Source organism: Streptomyces flavusporus (assembly GCF_046267975.1).
Taxonomy (GTDB): Bacteria; Actinomycetota; Actinomycetes; order Streptomycetales; family Streptomycetaceae; genus Streptomyces; species Streptomyces flavusporus.
Genome location: NZ_CP176503.1, coordinates 4,514,559 through 4,536,413, shown reverse-complemented (window position 1 = coordinate 4,536,413; position 21,855 = coordinate 4,514,559). Strand labels below are relative to the sequence as shown.

Here is a 21,855-nt window from a genome sequence, read left to right as displayed (position 1 = left end):
AACGATCTGCCCCTGCCGTACGCACAGCCGGGCACCTTCCGAAAGGACGCGATGAACACCACCACCGGCGCCTCCCCCGAGGACCTGCGTAACCGCCTGGTCGACGCCATCCTGAAAGAGGACCTCTCCGGCCTCCGCGACGGACGCGTCGAGACCGCCATGCGGACCGTACCCCGCCACGCCTTCCTCCCCGACGCGCCCATCGAGGAGGCGTACGCCAACAAGAGCGTGACGATCAAGGAGAACCCCGACGAGGACGCACTCCCGCTGAGCTGCGCCTCCCAGCCCGACGTCGTGCACTTCATGCTGGTCCAACTCGCCGTCCGCGAAGGCGACAACGTCTTCGAGATCGGGGCCGGCACCGGCTACAACGCCGCCCTGCTCAAGCACCTCACCGGGAAGTCCGGACAGGTCACCACATGCGACATCGACGCCGACGTGACCGCCTACGCCCGCCGGACGCTGGACGCCAACGGATACGAAGACGTTCGCGTGGCCACGAGGGACGGTGCCCTCGGCGCCCCGGAGTTCAGCCCGTACGACCGAATGATCGCCACGGTCGGCATGTGGGACCTCCCCGGCGTCTGGTGGGACCAGCTCGCCGTCGGCGGACGCCTCGTGGTCCCGCTGCGGTGGCGCGGGCTCTCCAGGGCCGTGGCCTTCCAACGGGAGGAGGGGCGGATGCGGTCCGACTCCGTCAAGATGTGCGGCTTCCTCCCGGTGATCGGCCAGGACGGAGAGCGGAACGACTACATCGACGACGACCGGCTCGTCAGGCTCTACTGGGACGAGGACCAGTCCATCGCCCCGGAACTCCTTCGCGACGCGCTCACCCGACCGAAGTCGGTCGTCTGGACCGATGTGACAGTCGGCCCCGTCGAGTCGTTCGACGGCGTCTGGCTACGGCTGAGCGCCACCGAGCGAGTGACCTGCCGCATCACCGCGAAGCCCGCAGCGGTGGAGGCCGGCCTCCACCGCCCCGCCTCACCCGCCCTGAGCCCCGCCCTCGTCGAGGGGGACTCCATCGCGTACCTCACCCTGGAGCGGACCGCCGAAGACCCCGAGACAGAACCCCGGTTCCGGCTGGGAGCCGTCGGCTATGGCCCGGCCGGCGCCGGTCTCGCCGAGCGGATCTGCGCGCAGATCCGCGCCTGGGGCGCGGACCGGATCGCCGAACCCGTGGTCACGGCCTACCCCGCGGACACACCGGACAGTGACCTCGCTGACAGAGCCGTGATCGACCGGCCCTCCGTGCGGCTCGTCATCAGCTACTGATCCTGACGCAGATGGGCGCGGCCGTTGACGGGTGAGGCCGCGTCCACCGAAGCGATGACGCACTGTGGTGGTTAGCCCTGCGCGAGGTTCGCCTCACAAGTAGTGCACCGTCGCACGGCCCGCCGTCTCGGATTGCCCGCGGTGGCGGTCGCCGGAGAAGCACTGCTCAACCGCTCCCAGAGCCCCGGAGGAGGATTCGGGATCCACCCCCAGCGCGGCGGCTGTACGTCGTCCTCGGTCATGTGGTCGCACCATCCCGGCTTGTGCGCGCACTGGGCCGGGGAGATCAGGATTGTGTCCTCGGGGTGAGTACGCCACTCCGTCCTCACCGAACGCGGGGTCGCCGACGCGGACGAGCCCGGCGGACATTCGCATCCGAGCCCGATGACGATCTTGCCGCCGCACTCGTCGCAGCGCTCCACTTCCATTGGCCTCGTACCACCCTCACGCCGTGCCGGAGTCGACCCGGTAGACGATCTTCCCATCGAACTCGGCGAACCCAAGTGACTTGTAGAAGGCCCGTGCCCCCGGGTTGTCACTGTCGGTCATCCATTCCACGCGGCTGCACCCGGGGCGCCCCGCCGCGATGGCACGGAGTTCGTCCATGAGGCGGGCACCGGTGCCCTGCCGTCGGAGCGTGTTGCGGACGTACAGCTCCTTGAGGAACAGAGAGTGTGAGGAGCCAGCAGCCGGCCAGAGGAACGAGTAGGCGGCGAGTCCGACGATGTCCCCGGTCTCGTCCTCGACGAGCAGCGCGGAGGCCAGCGGCGGCGAGCCGAACAGCGCCTCTTCGACCTGGGTTCGGCGTTCCTCCAGTGGCTGGATGTCGGTGTCGGTCGCACCGTAGAACCGCTCGATCTCCTCGATCAGCTCGGCCATGGCCGGGACGTCCCGCTTCTCCGCAGGGCGGATCGTCACGCTCATCGGCGCCTCCTGTCGTTCCTCGGTAGCTTCGGTCACTGTTTCACTCATTCGCTCCAACGCGTGATCCCCGCCTGGCGGTACGGCATACGCGTCTACGGCGAGGAGGCGGCCTGCGCATACGGGTCCCAGCCGTGCTGCCGCAGGGAGCCCTGGACGTATCGGATGAGGTACTCCAGGTCCGCGCAGTAGACAGACGGGTTCTGGTAGCCCTGGGCTTCGCTGAAGCGGTGCGGGAGGTAGCCACCGCCGCACACGTCCACGAGCGGGCAGGAGCGGCACTGTTCGGCGAGCGCGTCCTTGCCGTGCTGCCGGTGCAACAGTTTCGGATGCGACAGAACTTCGTCGAAAGAGTGGCGGAGGACGTCGAGCCCGAGCCAGGAGGCGCCCTCCTTGACCGACCGTAGGGTGTCCACTGCTTCGATGGAGCCGTCGGACTCGATCACGACGCTCGTCGGCGGGGCCAGGCCGAGCGTCTCCACCGAGCCGCGAACGCCAGAGCTGAGGGCCACGATGTCCTCCAGCATCCGGACGCTGTGCCGGTACTCGGGCCGGTCGAGCCAGGCGTCGTACACCCTGCCCATCCACAGCCCGTACTCGGGCACGCTCGGATCGGAGCGGTGCGGCGGGTCGTCGTGGGTTGCGTGCGGCAGGCCGAAGTCGATCACCGGCGGTTCGAACGCCGCCAGGTAGTCGTGGACCTCCACGGGGTCGTTGGCCAAGTCCACGACAGCGAGCATCCCCGCGAACAGGTGTGGCCGCGACCGCAGGAGTTCGATGCCGCGCACGGCGGAGGCGGCGCTCGACCGCCCGGCGTGGGTCAGCCGGTGCCGGTCATTCGCAGGTGGCGGTCCGTCGAGGCTCACGCCGACCGCAACCTCGTACCGTTCGAAGAGGTCCAGCCACGCATCGGACAGAAGAGTCCCGTTGGTCTGGAGCTCGAAGAGGACCCGGGTCCCGGCCGGCGCGGCGTCCCGGACGGCCTCCAGCAGACCGGCCATGTGCCCGACGCCGACGAGAAGCGGCTCCCCGCCGTGCAGTACGACGTGGATGGTCCGAAGGCCGTGCACGGTGGCGTGCTCACCGATCCGCCGGGCCGCAGCCTGGGCCACAGCGAGGTCCATTCGGGCGGGCAGGCGCCGCGCCGCCTGGTCCTTGGAGTTGAAGACGAAGCAGTAGTCGCAGTCGATGTTGCAGCGGTTGGCGACCTTGAGGATGAACGTCTGGAAAGGAGCGGGGCCTTCGGGTTCTGTCATCGAGCGGATGTGCTTACAGCGGCCAGGGCCAGATGAGCGAGGCCGCGTGGGCACCGTCACCGACCCGGCTCGTCGCGCCCTCCTCGGCCTCCAGCCGCTGCCGGACGCGGGCGGCCACGCGGTCCAGGACGGCGGTGCCGGCCACCATCGGCTCCGCGGATGCCGGGCCGACGGGCGTGATGGTGCATGGCTCGGTGACGGACGTGGGTGACGGCATTCAACGCTCCTCGTGAGGTACGTGCCGGAGGCGGCACGGTGCGACGGGGCTGAAGCGACAGATCAGCCGGAAACGTAGCATCCTCAACCACCCTCCTGGGACAGGAAATTCGGCCACCCGGTCGGCGTCAGCCGGACCGCTACACCAGCAACCGTTCGATGTCGTCCACGGACGCGCTCACTCCTAACCGCCGGTACACGGTCACGGCGGCTCGCAGCGAGTCCACGCCGTGACCAGGCCCGTCAATCGTCCAGTCGCAGCGGCCGATGCCCTCCAGCGCCCGCGCCTCCTCCAGCGGGCAGCGGATGTCCCGCGCGAGCATGAGCGCCTGATCGAAGTGCCGACGGGCGGCCGGCGGTTCATCGGAGGTGAACAGCAGCGTCCCCCAGTGGTTCAGTACCTCTGCCTCGCCGCACCGGTCGCCCAGGTCCCGCAGAATCTCCAAACCGCGTTGGAACGCCTCGATCGCACCGTCTCGCTCACCGACGATGCCGCGTGCCACGCCCAGCTCGCTCAGCGAGGCGGCCTCACCCCCGCGGCTGCCGAGCTCGCGGTAGGCGTCCAGGGCCTCCTCCAGAAGCCGGATCGCCTGTGTCGCATCCCCGGTCACACGCTCCACGACGCCAAGGTGGCGGACGCTGGTCGCGCGGCCGAACCGTTCACCGAGCTCGGTGAAGTGCGTCATGGCCTGGTTGTGTGCCGTCCGCGCTCCCTCGATGTCCGCGGTCAGCCGTCGGACGACGCCCAATTCGTTCAGCGCGTAAGCCTGGTGCACACGGTCGTCCAGCTCCAGGTAGATGTCGAACGCTTCCTGGTGATGCCGCGCGGCCAGGTCGTACGCGCCCATGAGGCAGTGCGCGACACCCAGGTCCCGCAGGGAGTTCGCCTCCCCGTACCGGTCACCGAGTTCTCGGTAGATCGCCAGGGCCTCGCTCTGCGCCTCTACCGCCGCGTCGAACCGGCTCATCTGCCGGTGTGTCATGCCGAGATCCGCGAGCGCGTTCGCCTGTCCGAGCCGGTCCCCCAGCTCACGGTAGAGGGCGAGGGCCTCGGTCTGGGCGCGGGCCGCGTCCTCGTTGTCCGCGGTCAGGTACCAGACGATGCCGAGCTGGTTGAGCGCGTCCGCCTTGCCGCGCCGGTCGTCGACCGCGTCGTACGCCGTCACGGCGTCGTTCAGGGCCTCGATCGCCTGTGGGTAGGAAGCCGTGAAGCGGCGTACGACACCCAGCTCGGCGAGGGCATCACCCTGCGCCCGCTGGTCGCCGGTGTGGCGGGCGGCCTCGGCGGCGGTCCGATGCAGCCCGACGGCCTGGTCCCAGGGGCCAGCCTGGCGCAGGAAGGGCGCCATGGCCGCGGCGAGCCGGACCACGAGGTCGTACAGGTCGAGGCCGTTCGCTCGCCGGACACAGGCCAGCACGTTGGCCCGCTCTGTCTCCAGCCAGCTCAGGGCATCCGCCCGCGACTCCAAGGCCGGGGTCTCCACCCGCGAGGTGTCGTCCGGCGCCGGTGGCACCGCGGCTCCGCTGCGCACGATGTGCCCGTTAGCGACGGCGAGAGCGGCCAGGTAGTAGGTGCACACACGCCGGACGGCCTGTACGTGGTCCATGCCCTCTCCCTCGGCGGCGAGACCGCGAGCGTAGTCGCGCAAGAGATCGTGCAGCCGGTAGCGACTCCCTGGTTGCTCATCGATCAGGTGGTCGTCGTAGAGCGCCTCAAGATGCCGACGGGCCACCACGACCGAGACCTCACCAAGAGCCGCACCGACGTGCGGGTCGAGATCGGTGCCCGGGAAGAAGCCGAGGTGTCGGAAGAAGCGCTGCCTCTCCGGCGCGAGATCCCGGTAGGAGAGATCGAACGTCGCGGCGACGGCTCGTTCTCCGGCGTGCAGCTCCCCCAACCGGTCCCGCGCCGCCACCAGCCGCCCGCGCAGGTCCTCGGCGGTCCAGGACGGATGGTGCCGTAGCCGTGCCGCGAGAAGCGATACCCCCAGCGGCAGACACCCGCACAGCCGCACGAGCTCCTCCACCACATCCCGGCCGAGAGCGTCGGCCGGCCGACCACTGAGCCGCACGAAGAGCTCGACAGCGTGATCCGGCGGCAGCGCGTCCACCGACATGACCACCTCCTCGTTCGCCACCAGTCGCTTGCGGCTGGTCACCAACACCAGGCACCCGCTCCCACCGGGGAGCAGCGGCTCCAGTTGCCGGTAGCTGGCCGCGTTGTCGAGAATCAGCAGTGCCTTCTTGTCCGCCAGCCTGCTCCGCCACATGGCGGCCCGAGCCTCCGTGACGGCTCCGACGTCGTCACCGACGGGAATCTGCTGCGTCGGCACGCCGGCAGCCGCGAGAAGCGAGGCGAGCGCCTCGCCGGCCTGTACCGGAGTACGCCCCGGCGTGTGCCCGTTGAGGTTCACGAAGAGCTGTCCGTCGGGGAACCGCTCCGAGAGCAGGTGGCCGGCGTGCACGGCGAAGGTGGTCTTCCCGACGCCGGGCATGCCGTCGATCACGTGAACGGGCAGCCCCTCGCCACGCTCCTGTGAAGTCCGAACCGAGCCCACCAGCCGCTCCAGCTCTGTGGCCCGGTCGGTGAACGCGGCGGTGTCGCGCGGCAACGAACGCAGCACCTGGGCGGCCCCCGGTGGCCCCGCTCCATCCTCCGGTCGTCCCGGAGGGGTGGGCGGCCGCGTCTCGGAGAGCCCGGCGAGCAGGGCCGTCAGCCCCGCCATCGCCGCCCCCAACGCGACGAACGAGAACCAGGCGTGCTCCTGTAACCACCCCAGCCAGCCGGGCCACCGCGACTCATCGGACACGGCGTTCGTGACGAGCCCGACCAGCATGGTGGTCACAGCGCCGCCTCCGGCGACGACGGCGATCGCGATCCCGCGCCGGAGTCTCATACGGAGGCCCCGGCAGCCGAGGGAACGGCCGATTCCTGCCTGGTGCCGCTGATGAGACACCACGCACTGCCAACCGACCTGGTCACGAAGGCAACCCCCGAGTAGAACGCCCAACTTCCCTAACGGAACAATCCTCGTAGACCTTGGTCAAGGGCGCGTCTGAGCCACGGCGTGCACCAGCTTCCGCAAGGCGCGGTGACCGCTTCCCTATCGGCCCCAGCCACGAACTGGTCAATCGGCTCGGGGCCTACTCGGCATCGCAGGTCGTGGCCTCGGGTTCAGCCGGTTCGGTAGACCTCGTGCCAGCACTCTCGCTCTTCTTGCCCGCCTCGATGGGGGCGTAGCGTCGCCGTTGCAGCTCATCGCGTTCAACGTCCGGGATCGTCATCGACTCGGCAAGCACGGCGGCGAGCGCGCCCACTTGAGTGTTGTCCATGTCAGCGTGAAAGAGCCACCGGATGTTCTCGTCGCGCGTGATGAGGTCGATCGCCAAGCGCGCGCTTTTGTCCTGTGTGGTCGTTGCTCGGACGTATCGCACTTGGTTAGTAGGGATGTCTTGCCGGATCTCGGCTTGCTCAAGGAATGCGTTCGTCTTGGCCGTCATGATGCGGCGATCCGTGACGGCGACCAGTGTCTTTGCCGCAGCCTTGTCCCTTGCTACCGCCAACCTCTCCTTCGCTCCGCCGACGATCGCAGAAATGGGGCCGAGGGCATCGACCTGGTCGGGGAAGCCGAGGACACGTAGGGTCTCACCGTCCTCGAGGAGCCATCGCAGGATACGAAGGTACGGCTCGGGATCCAGCGATTCGGGTGCGCAGACGACGCCCGGAGCCTCAAGCGGAGGGGCCGGCGGACGGAGAGCGTTGGCAAGAGGCTCGATCGTTTCCAGAAGACGGGCGGAGGTTTCGCGGGCTGCCTTCACGTCCTTCCGCTTCCCCGGTAGCGGCCATGTGTCGGGGCCGGGGAGTTCGGCGGTGATCCGCAGCTCCCGCGTCAGCGCGTCGACGAGGCTCGTCGACTCGGCGAGAGCGGAGTCGAACTCCGCGCGGGTGTCGCGCGCGATGACCTCGGCGTACTGCGCCTCGGCGGCGTCTTCGCGTCCAGCGGCTCTCGCCCTTGCGGCGCGGAGCGCGTGATACCCGGTCCATGCCTTGAGGGAGGACAGGAGGGCGTAGGCGTCGAAGGCGATCGCCTCGGCGTTCGTCTGCAGATATTCACGGTGGCTGCGTGCGTCGGCCCGACCGATCTGCCTGACGTGGTCGCGAGCGTTCCCCTGGTAGAGCTCAAGCTGCTTCTGCAGCAGCGCTCCACTGCCCGCGACGTCCTCCCACAAGGACGTCGGGACCGATTCGATCTCTCGCGCCTGGTCGACCGCGCGATCGATGGCGGCGACGAGCCCCGTCAGTTCAGCCCACTGATCCTTGCGGATGGCGGTGAGGACCTGACTTGTCACCGCGAGGTTGGTCCTGACGAGGCCCGAGACCTCACTCAACATCATCTGAAGGCCGACCATGGCCAGCGCAGGCCCGATCGAGGCTGCGGTCTGCGCCTTGCCCGCCGCATTCACGGAGTAGAAGCGGGCCTGACGCAGGAAGCGGCCAGGAACCATCACCGCTCCGAGGTTCCCGCCGTCCTTGACGGCGAGCGTCGCGCCGCTGTTCAGCAGGGCCTGTGTCGTGGCGTCGATCCTGTAGAGCCCCTGCACGCCGGCGAACGCGTTTCCGAGATTGCCGACCACGGTCGCCGCGTTCCCGATCGAGGCGAGGATCGCTGAGATCTGCTTGCGGTCGGCAGCCGGCACGATCCCGAAGTCGATCAGATCGGGCTTCAGCTCCGGCGGGACCTCACCGGCGACGACAGCCACCCCTGGGAGCACCTCCACCAGGACCGTCGACGCCGTGGTCGAGTCGATGTCCGAGTTGGACGTCGGATCGTCCACAACTGGTGAATCGGCGGTATTGCTCCGGCCGTTCTCCTCAGGCTCGGCGATCTCCTTCGAGTCCGAAGGGTCCTGCATGCGATCTCCTCCCCCGCGGGCGCGCGCAACGGCCGGACTTCGTCGGCGTTGAATGCCGAAGTCTACGGCTCAACGCCCTGCGGTTCAGCCCGAATCCGCCGGATTGATTCCGCACTGGCTGATGCCAGGCATGGGTGCACCCGGCGGCGCAGAACCGCTCTCTGCGGTGCTTGTCGGCCACTCCAAGCAGGCATACCAGAAGCCGAATTAGTGCTGGGGGCATGACGAGCGGCGTCATTCGCGGATCACGCGGCGGGCGCTGAGGGCGGGGCGCGGTGCTTGGGTCGGGAGGGCGTGTCCTGGGGGTTTTCCGGGGTGGGCAGGTGGGTACTGCGGAAGCGCCTTACGAGGACGTCGCTGATGGTGGCGGCCGGGCGTAGGGGTGTTCAGCGCCGCCGCGTCTGCGGTTCCTGCGGGCGTGGAGCGGCGGGGTGCGCTGCGGCGTGGCTGGCGTTGGCTGCTTGGGCTCGTGGGCCGGGCGCGTGGCGTTCGCCGAGGCGGCGGATGCGCCAGGTCAGTGCCCGCGCGGGGCTGTGGGCGTCGTCCAGCGTGCGCTGGCCGAGGGCCCGGTCGAGGATCGCGGTCGCGTTGTGCCCGGCTGCTTCCGCCTCGGCGAGCACGGCGGCAAGGGCGTCCCAGGCGGAGTCGGCCAGGATGCGCTCGGCATGCTCGGGGACCGCCTGCTGGAGCCGGTGGGCGTAGCGGCGTTTGGTCTGCGGGCTGGGTGCCCGGCTGGCGAGGCCGGCCAGGACCGTTCCGGTGATCTGCGCGTACGCGGCCTGCAGGTGGATGAGGGTCTGCTCGGCTGCCGCCTGCTGCTGGGCGTGCTGGCGGGTGCGGTGCCAGTGCATCGCGTAGGCGACCGCGGTGAGCGCGACGTCCAGCAGCATCGCCAGCCCGGCACCGTCCCCATGCCGCGCGGGGTCCTTCCAGATCGCCTGGACGCTGCGGCGCAGGACACCAGCACTGGCATGGTCGGCAGCGATGCGGGAACGGGTGGCACGCTCGAAGGCAAGGGCGGCTCGTTCGAGTTCGGCCCTCGCTGTGGTGGGGGCGGTGAGCGGGAGCAGGTCGAGCGCTCCGCCAAGCGCGGCCAGCTGGCCCTGGGCCGCTTCGTCGTCACTGCGGGTGAGGTGGCGGGGGATGCGTTCGGTGGCGGCGGTGGCCTGGTGCCAGGGGTTGCCCGGTCGGATGGCCACCGGTTCGGGAGTGGTGGTGGCGATGCGTTGGCGGATCTTGGGCAGGGAGAGGTCGCCGGCGAGGGTGGAACCGGCGTAGAACACGGGCTCGCCCTTGTCGTTGGTGTCGCCGGGCAAGGCGAAGTTGCAGCCGAGCGCATCGCCGGAAGGGCCGAGCTTGAGGCGCACAGTCACGCCGGTCGCCTCCAGCAGGGCGAAGAACTCGGCCTCGGTTGAGGCGGCTGCCATCGCGCGGCGGACCCGCAGGCGCAGGATCTCGCGGGAGGTGGCGTCCTGGCCCAGGCGCTTGGCCTTGAAGTGCTCCTTGCTGGTGGGGCGTTTGGCGGCGGTGCCGTCGCCCGGCTTCAACCGGCGGAGCCCGTAGTCGATTTCGATCTTGCGGGCTTCCCTCTGCACGGCGCGGATGTCGTAGTCCCGCCGAGGGCGGCGGCCGTCTTGGCGGACCAGGGTGGCGGCGATGTGGATGTGGTCGTCGGCGTGCCGTACGGCCACCCAGCGGCAGGCTTCCGTGTCCCCGGTGGGGGCGATGCCGGCGGCGGCCACGATCCGGCGGGCGATCTCTGCCCACTGGGCGTCGGACAGGATGGGGTCCTCGGGGGCGGCGCGGACCGGGCAGTGCCAGACCGTGGTCTGGGGTGCCCGGCGGCCGAGCATGGCCACCGGCTGGTCGAGCTGGGTGTGGAGCTGCTTCTCCGCCTCCTTGGGGGCGCGGTGAGGACTGCGGCCGGGGTCGGGGGCGAAGCCGTTCCAGGACGCCACCAGGTGCGGGTCAACGTGTTCGTTGGCGGTGCCCTTGCCGAAGAGGTAGGCGATCAGGCGGCGGGTGTCGCCCTTGCCAAGGATGATTTTCGGTATCACCGGCTCACCGCCCCTCTACGACCTGGGCGACTGCGGTGTCGACGGCGGCGATGGCCGCTTCGATGCGCTGGAGGAGACGGAGGACGGCGTCGGGCTGGGGCCAGGCGCCGTCCTTGTTGAGGTGCCACGTGAGCTGGTTGAGGTTGTTGCCGACCCCGCCGAGCTGCCGGTTGGCGGCCATCAACGACTTGACCATGGCGCGGTAGTCGGCGACCGCGGCCGATGGGTCCTCGGCGCGGGCGGCGGCCAGCGATGCCTCGGCGACGTAGCCGCCGATCGGCATACGGCTGACGTCGGCGGCACGTGCGAGTTCGGCGAACTCGCTGTCGCTGTAGCGGGGATGGGCACGGTGCTCACGCAGGCGCGGCTGACGCAGTCGGCGACGCGGAGCGGACGGCTGAACGGGTTGCGTCGACGACGTGGTCTCGCCCCCTGTCTTGGTCGGTCCCCCCGGGCCGGCCGACTCCGCCGCCCCTGCGCCGGATGTCTCCGCCTCCCCCGGGGCGGGGACCGGGTAAGGACTCCTTACCCGACAACTTGCTGTGCTGTTCAGACCGGTGGCCATCTCCAGCTGGGGGATGGCGAGTTCGTGGTGCGGGTCATGCATGGATCGTTTCTCCGTGGGGTGTTGGTGCCGGGGACTTCGCTGCGTGTGGCCCCTCTGTCCCGCGCTCGTCTGCGCGGGCACGGGGCGAGCCCGCGCAGGGTGCGGCGATTGGTTCGCTTGCGAGGGTCAGGCGGTGCCGACGGCGGCTGTTTCGAGGCCCTTCTGCCGCGGGGAGGCGGCTTCGTCGTGGCCGTCGACTGGCTCGGACTCGAAGCCGTCGTACGTGACGGGCTCGGTCTGGCCGGTGCGCTCGGCATGCAACTGGTCGCGCAGGGCGCGGGCGCGTTTCTGCCCGATCCGTAGTTCGCTGCGCAGACGCTCGGCGGTCAGCCGGTCGTCGCTCCAGTCGGCGGTCAGGAGTCGGGCCTCGTCGAGGACTTCGGCGTCGGTCCGGGCGCGCGTGCGGTCGGCGGTCGACTTGGCGGTGCCGGGGACCCGACCGGTCGCCCGACGTGGGGCGGCTCCGGTCGACTTCCCCGCGGCGGCCGACCGGGGCGGTCGGGTAGCGAGGGCCGACTCGTCGGCCTCGGTCGGCCTCGTCACGGGCACCTCGGCGACCCTCACGGGGGTCGACTCGGTCGGCTGCTCGGGGGCCGATTCGGCCTGGTCAGACCTCGACCGTGCGGCCTGCTCCTCAGCTTGTCGACTCACCGATTGGGCAGAGGCTGCTTCGGCGGAGTCGGCCGACTCGGGGTTGTGGTGCAGCACCTTCGCCACGAGGTCCGACCCGAAGTAGATCGACCCGACCGGGAGCGAGGTCGCCAGCAGTACGAGGGCCCAGTTCGCTGGGTCCCAGTCGGCCAGTCGGCCCCAGTGCGTCGACGTGGTGTGCAGGGCCGGTATGAGGCCGTGCACGTAGTTCAACAGGAGGCTGGCGATCGTGTAGGTCGCCAGGACCCGCAGCGCGAACTTGCGGTCGGTACCGGTCAGCACGAGTGTGGCGACCAGTGCGAGGGCCATCAGCCCGTCGACGACGATCGGGTAGAGCAGGGCGGCGGTGGAGTCGGCGCCGATGGCGCGGGCCACGTCGGACAGCGCGTTCCACGAGACCCGGAAGGCCATGAGGACGACGGCCACCAGGCCGAAGACGAGGATGATGCGTCCCTTTCGGTTCACGCGACGACCCCCAGCGGGTGCCTGTGCTCGGCGGCCGGGGTGAGCGGGAGCCGGGCGATACCGGCGCGGCTGCTGCGGCCGCCGCGTATGGCTGCCGGCGCGCTCGGGGCAGGGGAGTGCAAGGGCGGGCTCCAGGGTGGTGCGGTGGGGCTTGTGGCGTGCGAGTGAGGGGCGTTCACGCAGGGGGCGTACACGCGGGCCCCCTTCTAAAGGGGGCCCCGCGCGTGATCGCTTGCGTGCGTGTACGGCGTGGACGCTCGCGTGATCGCTTGACCTGCGGTTTCGCGATGAGCGTGAGCGCTGTGAGCGGTTCACGGCCCGGTGTCCGCGTGAGGGCCGCGTGTACGGTCGCGTGATCGCTTCGCGCGGGCCGAGAGGGGGTTCAGCCGACGGCGGTGAGGTGGCGTGCGGAGGCGTAGTAGCGGGTCTGCTGTCCGCCTCCGGCTCCTCCGGCGACGCCGTCGGCCCTGGTGGCCAGGCCGCTGTCGACGAGGCGGGCCAGGTGGCGGCGTGCCTTCTCCACGTCGGCGCGGTCGGGGTCGCCCCCGCCGATCAGGGTCGCTGCCAGCTCTCGGGCGGTCAGGCCGCCTGGGGAGTTGCGGAGCAGGACGGCGGGGTCCTTGGTGGGGTCGACCGTGGTGGTGCCGCGCACGTGATCGTGGGTGACATCCAGCGGGCCGATCTCCCCGGTGGGGGTCTTGAGGTGGTGCAGGGTGACGGCGGGGTCGCCGGCCTTGCCGGTGACGAACAGGACGCTGCCTGCGCCGGAGACGTACCAGGTGGAGCCGTAGACCTGGTCCAGGCTGGGGCGCTGGCCGCGCGGGGCGTCGGCGGTGGCCTTGCGCTGGTGGTGCAGCTCCAGGATCTCCACACCGCCTCGCAGGGCGCGGTTGCGGGCGTTGTGGAAGGCGACGGCGAGGCTGTCGTCGACCATCGTGCTCACCGCGTCCTTGAGGCTGTCGATCACGATCGTGTCAGCCCGGTGGGCGGCGGCGAGATCCGCGAGGAGGTCGGGCTCCTTGTCCAGGCTGGCGGGCAGCGGGCCCTGCCAGACGACGAGCCCCTCGCGCAGGATCTTCTCGTCGGCGTCGAAGACCCGGCGGGCCATGGCCTTGGCGATCTGCTTGGGGCGGTCCATGGCCAGGTAGAGCACCCGCCTGCTGGGGGCGACCGGCATCTCCAGGACCGTCTCCGTGAGGCCCAGGCGGGCGAAGACCACCTGGTGGGCCAGGGTGGTCTTACCGACCCCGGGTGCGCCGACGATCATCAGGCTCTCGCCCGGCGCCCAGACCGTCTTGTCGCGCGTTCCCCACAGGGGCTCGGCGTCCGCGCCGGTCTCCGTGACGAAGGTCCACCCGTCGGTGGCGAAGCGGTTCAGACGTCCCTGTCCCGAGGCGAGTGCGCGCTCGCGCTCGGCGCGCATCTCCGCTTCGATCTCGCTGCGTATCTCGTCGGGGTCGGCGCCCGGTTCCTGGGCGCGCTGGACGGTCCGTACGGCGGAGGCGAGCAGGCGGCGCAGGTCCGCCTTTTCGCGGATGATCTCCGCGTGGTGCTCCGCGCTGCTGCTGTCGTAGAGGGCGCCGGCGAGCTGGTGAAGGTAGCTGGCGCCACCGACACGCTGAAGGTCCCCCTGCTGCTGGAGCATCTCGGCCAGCACGATCGGATCGGTCGGCCTGCCCTCGCGGTGCAGGGCGAGCAGCGCACGCCAGACCGTCTCGTGCGCGGGCCTGTAGAAGGCATCGTCGCCCAGGATCGGCCGGACAACGTCGATGACGTCGCAGTCGTGCATGCACGCGCCGAGCACCGCGCGCTCGGCCTCCACGTTGAAAGGCTGCGAGGGCCTGTCCGGCGCTGACGCGTGGAAGTCCATGGAGCGGGATGGCGTACTCGGCTGGGCATCGGTCATACTGGGCATCAGCTCCTCTGCTCGCGGGCCATACGGGACGGCAATCCCGGCCACGCGGGTCGATCGCTAGGGATGGCGGTTGAGAGGTTTGCGCTTGGCCCCCGGTGACAGCCGGGGGCTTTTTGCATGCGGCGCTACATGGGGTGGGTCGCGCAGGCTCCTCGGGCTGATGGGGGTGGGGCTACCACTATGCCACAGGAATTGCCGATCGCAGAAGTGTTCTGCATCTCGCAGAACGGATGCTACTCTTTAGGGGTCGCTGCAAAAGGCAGTGCCTTGTTACGAACGGAAGGAGGTGGCCGTGGCAGACGACGACGCCCCACAGGGCGTGCTGCTCAGCGGCGAGGCGAACGTCGCGGTGCGCATCAAGCTGGAGCGAGAGGCGCGCGGCTGGAGCACCAACGCCCTGTCCGACCGCCTGAACGAGGCCGGCTTCGAGATGAACCCGTCGGCCGTCTGGCGCATCGAGAACGGCAAGCGCCGCATCAACCTCGACGAGGCCATCGGGTTCGCCGAGGTCTTCGGCATCGACCTGCGCAACCTCGTCGGCCCCCCGCAACTCGCCGCCCAGGCCCGCGCCATGGAACTCATCGACGCCGTCGTGGACGCGTTCCGCGAGACCCAGTGCGCCAACGCCGCCTACACCCAGGCGCGCGACGCCCTGGACGCCTACCTCGCCGAACATCCCGACATCCGCGAGGAAGCGGACGTGATGGTCTCCAACGCCATGGCCGAGGCGTCCGCCAAGCATCTGCTGGAGGCTTACGGACCGCCGTCCGCCGAGCGCCAAGACGAGGCCGACACCTCCGACGAGGCATAGCCTCCATCCCTCTCTCCACTCCGTCCTGGGCCCGCAAACCCCCAGGACGGGCACCTCACCCCATCCCCAGCGATCGACCGGCGGTCCGGTGTTGCCGCACCCACGCCCGCCAGAAGAGGACCCACCCCTTGCGCCAACCCGCAATACCCCCTGCCTCCACAGCGGCTCCGCACTCGGAGGCCGCCCTGCCACGCCTCTACGTCCCGGAGGAGGTCGCCGCCGTCCTCGGCTGCTCCGCCTGGTGGGTCAAGGACCGTGCCCGCCGACGGCTCATCCCCTTCACGCGCGTAGGCCGCGCCTACCGCTTCACCGGTGAGCACCTCGCGGAGATCATCCGCATGAACGAGGCCCGTCCTGCCTCGCCGCAGCAGCACCCGGCGGCGGCTCGCGCTCCCAAGCCGCCAACTCCTCAGCCCTCCCCGCCGACTGCCGTGCCCACGTCTCGCCTGCGTGCCCGGCCACCGCGCCGAGCACGCCAGGGCCAGTTCGGGACCGCCGCTTAGGACGACGACGGGGAAGGGGAAGTACACGTGGGTTTCGCGGAGAAGCGCGGAAACTACTGGCGCGGCCGGTACAAGACCGCGCCCGGCAAGCACCTCACGGTGGTCGACGACAACGGCAAGGCGATCAGGTTCGCCACCAAGGGCGAGGCCCAGCGCGCCGCGAGCGAGGCCGAGAACAAGTACCGGCGCGGCGACTGGCGCGACCCGTCACTCGGCCAGGAGACCTTCGGAGAGTACGCGAACCGCTGGTACGAGGCCCAGGACCTGGCCGCCTCGACCATGCAGAACTACAAACGCCACATCGAGGAGCACCTGCTCCCCGACTTTGAGGACAAGGCGCTCGCCGGCATCCTGCGCACGGACGTCGACTTGTGGGAGAAGAAGGAGAAGGCCGCGTACGCGGCCTCGAGCGTCAAGACCTGGCGCTCGACGCTCCATCTGATCTTCGAGGACGCGATCGACGAGGGGCTGATTACGTCCAACCCGGCCGCCCGACGTCGCGGGCGCGGCAAGCGCGCCGGCCGCTCCCGCGACCGCGGCCCGGAGAAGGTCGTCACCGACCCGCTCGGCATCCTGCTGACCGCCGAACGGGCCGCCCTGCTCTCCGGCCGCGACGACGAGTTCGTCGCCGTCGTCCTCAAGGGATACACCGGCATGCGCTGGGGCGAAATCGTCGGCTTGGAGACGGAGTTCGCGCGCCCCGGCTCCATCCGCGTCGAGTGGCAGCTGTACGAACTCGACACAGGCGAGCTCGTGCGCTGCCCGCCCAAGGACGACAGCTACCGCACCATCTACGCGATGGACTGGCTGTCGGCCTTGGTCGCCAACCATGTCGCCCGTACGAAGCCGAAACCTTGCCCGTGTCACGGCAAGACCTACGTCTTCCGGGGACAGGGCGCGGCCCGCACCGGCGGCCACCAGGGCGGGAAGCTCGTCGACGTCGCACGCCGTGCCGAAGTCTCCACGGGCACGGTGTCCAACGTCCTCAACCACCCTGACCGCGTCACCGAAGCCAGGCGGATGAGGGTGGAGCAGGCCATCGAGGACCTTGGCTTCGTGCGGGGTGGCGTGGTGGCGGAGCACGCCGCCCACTGGCGTCGAAACGGGTTTGCGACGTGGCTGTTCACTCCGGCGGTCTCCGGCTGGTACCCAAAGAAGGCACCACAGGAGGCCCGCCCCGTCCCGCTGCTCGGCGAGCCGTGGCCTGGTGTCCCGGCCAGAGGACGTGGCGCCAGTGACCGGGCCGACGCCTGCTGGCTCCCGATCGCCAAGGGCTTCACGCCCCACGGCCTTCGCCACACCCACCGGACCGTGATGGAGGACCTCGGCACCGAGAAGGTGCTCATGGACGAACGTATGGGCCACATCGACGGCTCGGTCTCGGCGCGCTACGCGCACGTCACCCCTGGCATGCGCAAGCGCCTCATGGCTGGCCTAACCGAGCAGTGGGAGGCAGCGCTCGATGCCCGCTTGACAATGAGCGCACGCTCGCCAGTGAGTGTCCTCGACACGTTGTTGCGAGCGCGCCGTGAAGCGGTGGAGTAGCCGAAGACGAGGGTGCATACGATGCGGTGAGAGGGCCTCGACCAGAACATGGTCGAGGCCCTGGCCACGCGTGGATCGCCTCCCGCACTTCGACCGGGCGGGGAGGCCGAGCGTTGCCTCAGGCGACGGACTGGGAGCCGCATGCCAGCGGTGAAAGCAGCATGAGGAGCGATCAGGGATGCTTGGTGCGCCCCGTCCATGGAATCCCACATTGAACACCAGGTCAGGCGGCGGCCGCGCGTGGGCTGCCGTGGAAGACCTGGCTGGTGTGCCAGGAGCGGTGGGCTGCCGAGATGGGCGGCAGGCCGGGTTGAGGGCCTATGAGCGGACGGCCCGCGAGTGCGGTGACATGCTCGCGGGCAGCCTGACTGCGGCCGATGAATTGCTGCGAGACCAGGATGCGGTGCCCGTCGCCTATGCCGAGGACGCCCTTGTCGAAGAGTTTGTGGTGCAGCGAGCACAGGCACAGCCCGTTGTCGACGTCGTCCGGGCCATCGAACGCCCACCAGCGCACGTGCGCGGCCTCCAGCCCGACGGGCGCCGAGCCGATCATGCCGTCGTAGCCGCAGAAGGCGCACTGGTACTCGTACGCGGTCAGCACCATCTCCCGCATCCGGCGGTCCCGCTGCCGCCTCTCGGGCGCTGCCAGAGCGCCGGTCTCCGCCAGTTCCAGTTCCAGGCCCACAGCGCCACACAGGTCCTGGTGCAGTGACGCTGGGAAGTGTAGATCCAGCAGCACCCTGGCCATGCGGCCCAGCAGCGACGGTTCCCGCCGGAGCGCCACCTGAAGGTCCGGGGCCAGCCGCCCAGTGGCTCGGCTGGCTCGTAGTGCCCGCACCCCGGTGCCTGGGCTGCCGGCGCCGTGCTCGGTCCGCACTTCCCACACCCCGTCGCTGACCAGATGGTGGAAGGGATAGGCGGGTGTGGTCCCGCGCGGTGGACCGTACTCCACCAGCAGTTGCTTCAGATCCGCCTCCACCGCGCTGTACGGCAACTCGTCCGCGGCATCCGTCTGAAAGCGGCCCAGCGCGTACAGCAGCAGCAACGGCTTGTGCGGCGCCCGCACCCCGTCCCGACTCCACTGCCTCAGCTTCGCGGCCCGCTCCAGCCAGTCCATGACCGTGATCGTAGTGATGCTTGGTCGCACCTCATGCTGTCCGGGCGGCAACTCCTGCTGCGCCTGCGGCAGGCGCACCGGCTTCGACCATGCGCCTGCCGGCCCGCCATTCCAGCGCCTGGGGTTCCTCGGTGAACTCGATCAGATGCTGTCCGGCGAACCGTTGCAGCGCATCGCGCACCTCGGCCGGGGTGGCGTAGAAAAACTCCTTTCGACTGTTGACCTGGTTGACCCGCTGTGACGCGAACTGCCGGTGGAGTTCCGTCTCCAGGCCGACCGCGTCCTTGCTGAAGATCAGTGCGTGCACATCGAAACGGAAGGGCACGGCCGCGCCACTCAACTCGTAGACGCGCTCCAGAGGTTCTAGTCGACGGGTCATGCCGATCTTCACCATACGATCGCCGAAGGCGCCGATGTTCGAGATGACGTACACATAGCCGGCGCGGACGTTCGCCGCGCGGGACTCGACGTCCTGCAGAGCGTTCTCGATCTCGGCCAGTTTGGCCTCCATCTCCGCCACACCCGCCTCGTCACCGCGCTCGCGCAGGCGCTCAAGTGCTGACTGGTAGTGGCCGAGTTCCTTGTTCAGCTTCTCGCGCTGCCGGTCGAGTTCTCGCTGCACCGCCGCCTCCTCACGCTCCCGGGCGCGTACCTCGCGCTGGGCCTCCTTCTCCTCTTCCTTCTTCTGCAGGAAGTCGGCGGTGAGTTCCAACTCCTGTACGCGCGCGTTGTGGTACTCGTCGGTGATCCGGATGTGCATGGTGGCGCCGAGCCTTGCGATCGTCTCGCGGCTCTTGTAGAGCCGGTCGACGAGGGAGCTCAGCCGGTGCGGCCGCATGGACCGCACGGCGTAGTCGGCTTCGGCGTTGTAGGCGCGCAGCATGAGCTTGGAGAAGTCGCGGACCATCTTCTGGCCCTCGCGCTTGGAGCCGTTGACCGTCCAGTCCGTGGCCGCCTGGACGGCGCGGCCCGCACGGGCGAGCGCCTTGATCTCGTTCTGCAGTGTGTCGAGCCGGCTGCGGTAGGCGATCGCGTCGTGCAGCGCATGCCGGTAGGCATAGATCCCGGCCTCCTGCAGCATGGCGGTCTCGTCGGCGTTGACGATCCGGCCCTGCAGTTCGGCAAGCCGCCGCTCGGCGTCGAATACGTCCTTACGGTGCCGGTCGGCCTCCTTGCGGACCCGCTCGGTCTCCTTCGCCGTCCGGCGCGCATCGCCGAGAATCTCCTTCGCCGTCTCACGGGCGTCCTTGAGGATCTCCTCGGCTTCCTCGGCGGCTTCGGCGGACGTCCGCTCCCGCAGTGCAGCGGCCTCCGCTTCGGCCTGCCGTACGAGGCCGGCGACCTGCGCGGCATCCAGCCCCTGTGTCCTTGCGATCCACGCCCGCAGTTCTTCGGCCTCGGACACGGCATCCGAACGCCGACGCCCGAACAGCCCTCCCTTTCGAGGGGCGTCGCTGGCGGAGTCGGCCTCAGGAATCCACAGCTGCCATCCCGTCGGCATCGGGGGCCACGAGGGGTCGGGCCGCCAGTCCGGCGGCGGCATCCATCCCGCGGGTGGCACAGGCCAACCCGGCGGGGGATTGAAACGGTAACTAGTCATTCCCCACACCCTCGCCGCTGAGGCTCCCCAGCACACAGGGCGCCGGATATTCCCGGCAAACGTAGAGTGAAATTTTCTTGGTGATCAGCCACTTGATCACCCGCATATTCCATCTCGTGACCATCCTGTGACTATGTGTGAGGGTCTCTCTGGAGGAGGGCCACGGGTTCCAGGTGGAACGCGACCAAGTCCCCGACCGGCGAACTCATCGACGAGCCACTGAGTCTCGTACGTGGAGGGAGCGTCGTCCGGTGAGAAACACTGCGAGGGACAGCGCGGATGACCGGACGTGCTGCTGTGCCTCCTTGTGTCCCTGCCGGGAAGCTATTTCGCGCGATGCTTCGCAGAGCGGCGTCAACTTGGTGATGAGGAGCTTGCGCCTGTAGTTAGAAGCCGTCTCTCAACCGAACGTGATCGGTTGATCCTTGCTGGTCAGGAATGGTTTCGCTCGGGGTGAGGGAGGGATGCGGCGTCTTGTGTCCGCTTCATGACCGAGGGGTGCGCGGTGGCGTCGGTGCTGGGAATGCTGGAGGAGCGGGAGGCGGCTGCCCGTGTGCGGGTGGAGGGTCTGCGGGAGGAAGCCGCTCGGCTGGCTGAGGTGTTGGAGGCCGCGGAGATCGAGCTGGACCGGCGGGTGATCGCGCGGGAGGAGCTGCTCGAGGCCCTGGCCGCGTCCGCGGCCGAGTCCACTGCGGTGACGGAGAGCGGGGCGGAGCAGGAAAGGGCGCCATCGACCGTGCCGGTGCCGGGCTCGACGGTGCCGCCGTGGCGGGACGGGCTGCCGGTGACGGTGCTGGCGCCGGACTATCAGCGGATTCTGGGCGTGCTGGAGGAGCGGCGCTCAGCGGGCGAGGGACCGGCGAAGGCCAAGGAGGTCGCGGTTCAGCTGGGCCTGGGGACGACACCGGCGAAGGTCGAGGGGGTGCGCTCGAAGGCCAGGCGCCTGGCGGAGCGCGGGTGGCTGCTGCAGGAGACGTCGGGAGCGTTCAGCGCCGGCCGGCGGCCCGTGGCCGCGCCAGGCGCCGGCTCATCCGCGTGACCATCGACCACCGGATCATCGCCTCGCTGGAAGCGGGCAGCGTCTCGTAATCTCTCGCCAGACGGCGGGAGTTCATCAGCCAGGCGAACGTGCGCTCCGCCACCCAGCGTCTGGGGAGCACCACGAACCCTGTCATGTCGTCGGTGCGCTTGACGATCTCCAAGGTCAGGGCGAGTTTGTCCCGGCACCAGTCGACGAGGCCGCCGGTGTAGCCTCCGTCGGCCCAGACCAGGGTGATGTCGCGGTGCAGGCGGCGCAGCCGTCTCAGCAGGCCGGCCGCGGCGTCGCGGTCGCCGATGTTCGCGGCGGTGACCGCGACGACCAGGAGCAGGCCGAGGCAGTCGGTCACGATGTGCCGTTTGCGGCCCGGCACCTTCTTCCCGCCGTCGTAGCCGCGTGAGGAGGCCGGCACCGTCGCGGCGGCCCGCACCGACTGCGCGTCGATGATCCCCGCCGTGGGCTCGGCCTGGCGGCCCTCGCGTTCACGGACCCTCCCGCGCAGCCGGTCATGGAACTCGGCGATCAGCCCGTGCTCGCGCCAACGGCGGAAGAAGGCGTAGACCCGGCCTCATGCGGGGAAGTCCGCGGGCATCGCCCGCCAGGAGATCCCGCCCGCGACCAAATAGCGGATCGCGTCCAGCATCTGGCGGTGGCAATACCCCTCGGGCTGCCCGCCTCTGCCTTGGAGCCAGGCCGGCACCGGCAGCAACGGCCGGATGGCCGCCCACTCCGCGTCCGTCATGTCCGACGGATACCGGCGCACCCGATCGGGATGATCGGCCGCGTTGCCGTACACGTGCGCGAGGCAATCGCACGACACGGCGGGCGAGTTGAAGTGGGCGGGCTCGGGCGCGTACAACAACGACAACAGGGCCTCCGGGAACCGCTCGGATTGGGGTCGCACCCCCGAGCTACCAGGAGGCCCTGCCTTCATGCGCGTACGGCCGGAAGATCACCCGACCA

At 69.7% G+C, this 21,855-nt stretch carries 18 protein-coding genes and 1 pseudogene; 5 read left to right on the top strand and 14 right to left on the bottom strand.

Going from position 1 to position 21,855, the window contains the following annotated elements; translation table 11 throughout:
* Nucleotides 1-51: 51 nt before the first annotated feature.
* Entirely contained in the window at nucleotides 52-1,275 is a 1,224-nt protein-coding gene (gene fxlM / locus ACKTSN_RS21460; RefSeq protein ID WP_409470592.1) for a methyltransferase, FxLD system, read from the top strand.
* A gap of 444 nt (nucleotides 1,276-1,719) precedes the next feature.
* Here the strand turns inward: fxlM and haaN are convergent, their stop codons facing one another.
* The 10 genes from haaN to ACKTSN_RS21410 form a co-directional block, all read right to left on the bottom strand.
* On the bottom strand, nucleotides 1,720-2,199 hold the full coding sequence (gene haaN / locus ACKTSN_RS21455; RefSeq protein WP_397874962.1) for a cyclophane-containing RiPP N-acetyltransferase HaaN: 480 nt from the start codon (nucleotides 2,197-2,199) through the stop codon (nucleotides 1,720-1,722).
* Nucleotides 2,200-2,291: 92 nt separating this feature from the next.
* A complete protein-coding gene (locus ACKTSN_RS21450; protein WP_409470591.1) occupies nucleotides 2,292-3,452 on the bottom strand; it encodes an FxsB family cyclophane-forming radical SAM/SPASM peptide maturase in 1,161 nt (386 codons plus the stop codon).
* Nucleotides 3,453-3,465: 13 nt separating this feature from the next.
* On the bottom strand, nucleotides 3,466-3,669 hold the full coding sequence (gene haaA / locus ACKTSN_RS21445; protein WP_319299621.1) for a HaaA family cyclophane-containing RiPP peptide: 204 nt from the start codon (nucleotides 3,667-3,669) through the stop codon (nucleotides 3,466-3,468).
* A gap of 139 nt (nucleotides 3,670-3,808) precedes the next feature.
* Nucleotides 3,809-6,565, bottom strand: a complete 2,757-nt coding sequence (gene haaT / locus ACKTSN_RS21440) for a cyclophane-containing RiPP biosynthesis TPR protein HaaT (protein ID WP_409470590.1) — start codon at nucleotides 6,563-6,565, stop codon at nucleotides 3,809-3,811.
* A 247-nt stretch (nucleotides 6,566-6,812) separates the two neighbouring features.
* Nucleotides 6,813-8,582 carry a hypothetical protein gene (locus ACKTSN_RS21435; RefSeq protein WP_409470589.1) on the bottom strand — a complete coding sequence of 590 codons (1,770 nt, stop codon included), beginning with the start codon at nucleotides 8,580-8,582 and terminating at the stop codon, nucleotides 6,813-6,815.
* Nucleotides 8,542-8,805, bottom strand: coding sequence for a DUF5958 family protein (locus ACKTSN_RS21430; RefSeq protein WP_409474887.1), 264 nt, complete (start codon nucleotides 8,803-8,805; stop codon nucleotides 8,542-8,544). Before ACKTSN_RS21430 ends, ACKTSN_RS21435 begins: the two co-directional genes overlap by 41 nt.
* A 163-nt stretch (nucleotides 8,806-8,968) precedes the next feature.
* On the bottom strand, nucleotides 8,969-10,639 hold the full coding sequence (locus ACKTSN_RS21425; protein WP_409470588.1) for a mobilization protein: 1,671 nt from the start codon (nucleotides 10,637-10,639) through the stop codon (nucleotides 8,969-8,971).
* A 4-nt stretch (nucleotides 10,640-10,643) separates the two neighbouring features.
* Nucleotides 10,644-11,246: a plasmid mobilization relaxosome protein MobC gene (mobC, locus tag ACKTSN_RS21420; protein ID WP_409470587.1), complete on the bottom strand. Its 603-nt coding sequence runs from the start codon at nucleotides 11,244-11,246 to the stop codon at nucleotides 10,644-10,646.
* Between the two features lie 126 nt (nucleotides 11,247-11,372).
* Nucleotides 11,373-12,362 (bottom strand): DUF2637 domain-containing protein, encoded by a 990-nt coding sequence (locus ACKTSN_RS21415; RefSeq protein ID WP_409470586.1) that lies wholly within the window; start codon nucleotides 12,360-12,362, stop codon nucleotides 11,373-11,375.
* Nucleotides 12,363-12,744: 382 nt separating this feature from the next.
* Entirely contained in the window at nucleotides 12,745-14,277 is a 1,533-nt protein-coding gene (locus ACKTSN_RS21410; RefSeq protein WP_409470585.1) for a DnaB-like helicase N-terminal domain-containing protein, read from the bottom strand.
* A gap of 292 nt (nucleotides 14,278-14,569) precedes the next feature.
* Between ACKTSN_RS21410 and ACKTSN_RS21405 the strand changes: the two genes are divergently transcribed.
* The 3 genes from ACKTSN_RS21405 (at nucleotide 14,570) to ACKTSN_RS21395 (ending at nucleotide 17,136) form a co-directional block, all read left to right on the top strand.
* Nucleotides 14,570-15,088 (top strand): helix-turn-helix domain-containing protein, encoded by a 519-nt coding sequence (locus tag ACKTSN_RS21405; protein WP_409470584.1) that lies wholly within the window; start codon nucleotides 14,570-14,572, stop codon nucleotides 15,086-15,088.
* A gap of 128 nt (nucleotides 15,089-15,216) precedes the next feature.
* Nucleotides 15,217-15,591, top strand: a complete 375-nt coding sequence (locus tag ACKTSN_RS21400; RefSeq protein ID WP_409470583.1) for a helix-turn-helix domain-containing protein — start codon at nucleotides 15,217-15,219, stop codon at nucleotides 15,589-15,591.
* Between the two features lie 27 nt (nucleotides 15,592-15,618).
* Nucleotides 15,619-17,136 carry a LacI family DNA-binding transcriptional regulator gene (locus ACKTSN_RS21395; RefSeq protein WP_409470582.1) on the top strand — a complete coding sequence of 506 codons (1,518 nt, stop codon included), beginning with the start codon at nucleotides 15,619-15,621 and terminating at the stop codon, nucleotides 17,134-17,136.
* 223 nt (nucleotides 17,137-17,359) lie between these two features.
* On the opposite strand, the gene ACKTSN_RS21390 is transcribed toward ACKTSN_RS21395, so the two are convergent.
* Both ACKTSN_RS21390 and ACKTSN_RS21385 read right to left on the bottom strand, forming a co-directional pair.
* Nucleotides 17,360-18,253, bottom strand: coding sequence for a phosphorothioated DNA-binding restriction endonuclease (locus ACKTSN_RS21390; protein WP_409470581.1), 894 nt, complete (start codon nucleotides 18,251-18,253; stop codon nucleotides 17,360-17,362).
* 31 nt (nucleotides 18,254-18,284) lie between these two features.
* Nucleotides 18,285-19,658, bottom strand: coding sequence for a DUF4041 domain-containing protein (locus ACKTSN_RS21385; protein ID WP_409470580.1), 1,374 nt, complete (start codon nucleotides 19,656-19,658; stop codon nucleotides 18,285-18,287).
* A 682-nt stretch (nucleotides 19,659-20,340) separates the two neighbouring features.
* Here ACKTSN_RS21385 and ACKTSN_RS21380 point away from each other — a divergent pair.
* A complete protein-coding gene (locus ACKTSN_RS21380; protein WP_409470579.1) occupies nucleotides 20,341-20,892 on the top strand; it encodes a hypothetical protein in 552 nt (183 codons plus the stop codon).
* On the opposite strand, the pseudogene ACKTSN_RS21375 reads toward ACKTSN_RS21380, so the two are convergent.
* Together ACKTSN_RS21375 and ACKTSN_RS21370 are read right to left on the bottom strand one after the other, a co-directional pair.
* A pseudogene (locus tag ACKTSN_RS21375) lies at nucleotides 20,840-21,442 on the bottom strand (IS5 family transposase); the annotation flags it as partial. The gene ACKTSN_RS21380 and the pseudogene ACKTSN_RS21375 sit on opposite strands and share 53 nt — an antisense overlap.
* An 18-nt stretch (nucleotides 21,443-21,460) precedes the next feature.
* A complete protein-coding gene (locus ACKTSN_RS21370) occupies nucleotides 21,461-21,796 on the bottom strand; it encodes a transposase (protein WP_409470578.1) in 336 nt (111 codons plus the stop codon).
* Nucleotides 21,797-21,855 lie beyond the last annotated feature (59 nt).

Excerpts from the sequence above, each read along its gene's own strand:
- fxlM (WP_409470592.1), top strand. The coding sequence starts at position 52 with ATGAACACCACCACCGGCGCCTCCCCCGAGGACCTGCGTAACCGCCTG.
- haaN (WP_397874962.1), bottom strand. The coding sequence starts at position 2,199 with ATGAGCGTGACGATCCGCCCTGCGGAGAAGCGGGACGTCCCGGCCATG.
- ACKTSN_RS21450 (WP_409470591.1), bottom strand. The coding sequence starts at position 3,452 with ATGACAGAACCCGAAGGCCCCGCTCCTTTCCAGACGTTCATCCTCAAG.
- haaA (WP_319299621.1), bottom strand. The coding sequence starts at position 3,669 with ATGCCGTCACCCACGTCCGTCACCGAGCCATGCACCATCACGCCCGTC.
- haaT (WP_409470590.1), bottom strand. The coding sequence starts at position 6,565 with ATGAGACTCCGGCGCGGGATCGCGATCGCCGTCGTCGCCGGAGGCGGC.
- ACKTSN_RS21435 (WP_409470589.1), bottom strand. The coding sequence starts at position 8,582 with ATGCAGGACCCTTCGGACTCGAAGGAGATCGCCGAGCCTGAGGAGAAC.
- ACKTSN_RS21430 (WP_409474887.1), bottom strand. The coding sequence starts at position 8,805 with ATGCCCCCAGCACTAATTCGGCTTCTGGTATGCCTGCTTGGAGTGGCC.
- mobC (WP_409470587.1), bottom strand. The coding sequence starts at position 11,246 with ATGCATGACCCGCACCACGAACTCGCCATCCCCCAGCTGGAGATGGCC.
- ACKTSN_RS21410 (WP_409470585.1), bottom strand. The coding sequence starts at position 14,277 with ATGCCCAGTATGACCGATGCCCAGCCGAGTACGCCATCCCGCTCCATG.
- ACKTSN_RS21390 (WP_409470581.1), bottom strand. The coding sequence starts at position 18,253 with ATGGACTGGCTGGAGCGGGCCGCGAAGCTGAGGCAGTGGAGTCGGGAC.
- ACKTSN_RS21380 (WP_409470579.1), top strand. The coding sequence starts at position 20,341 with ATGACCGAGGGGTGCGCGGTGGCGTCGGTGCTGGGAATGCTGGAGGAG.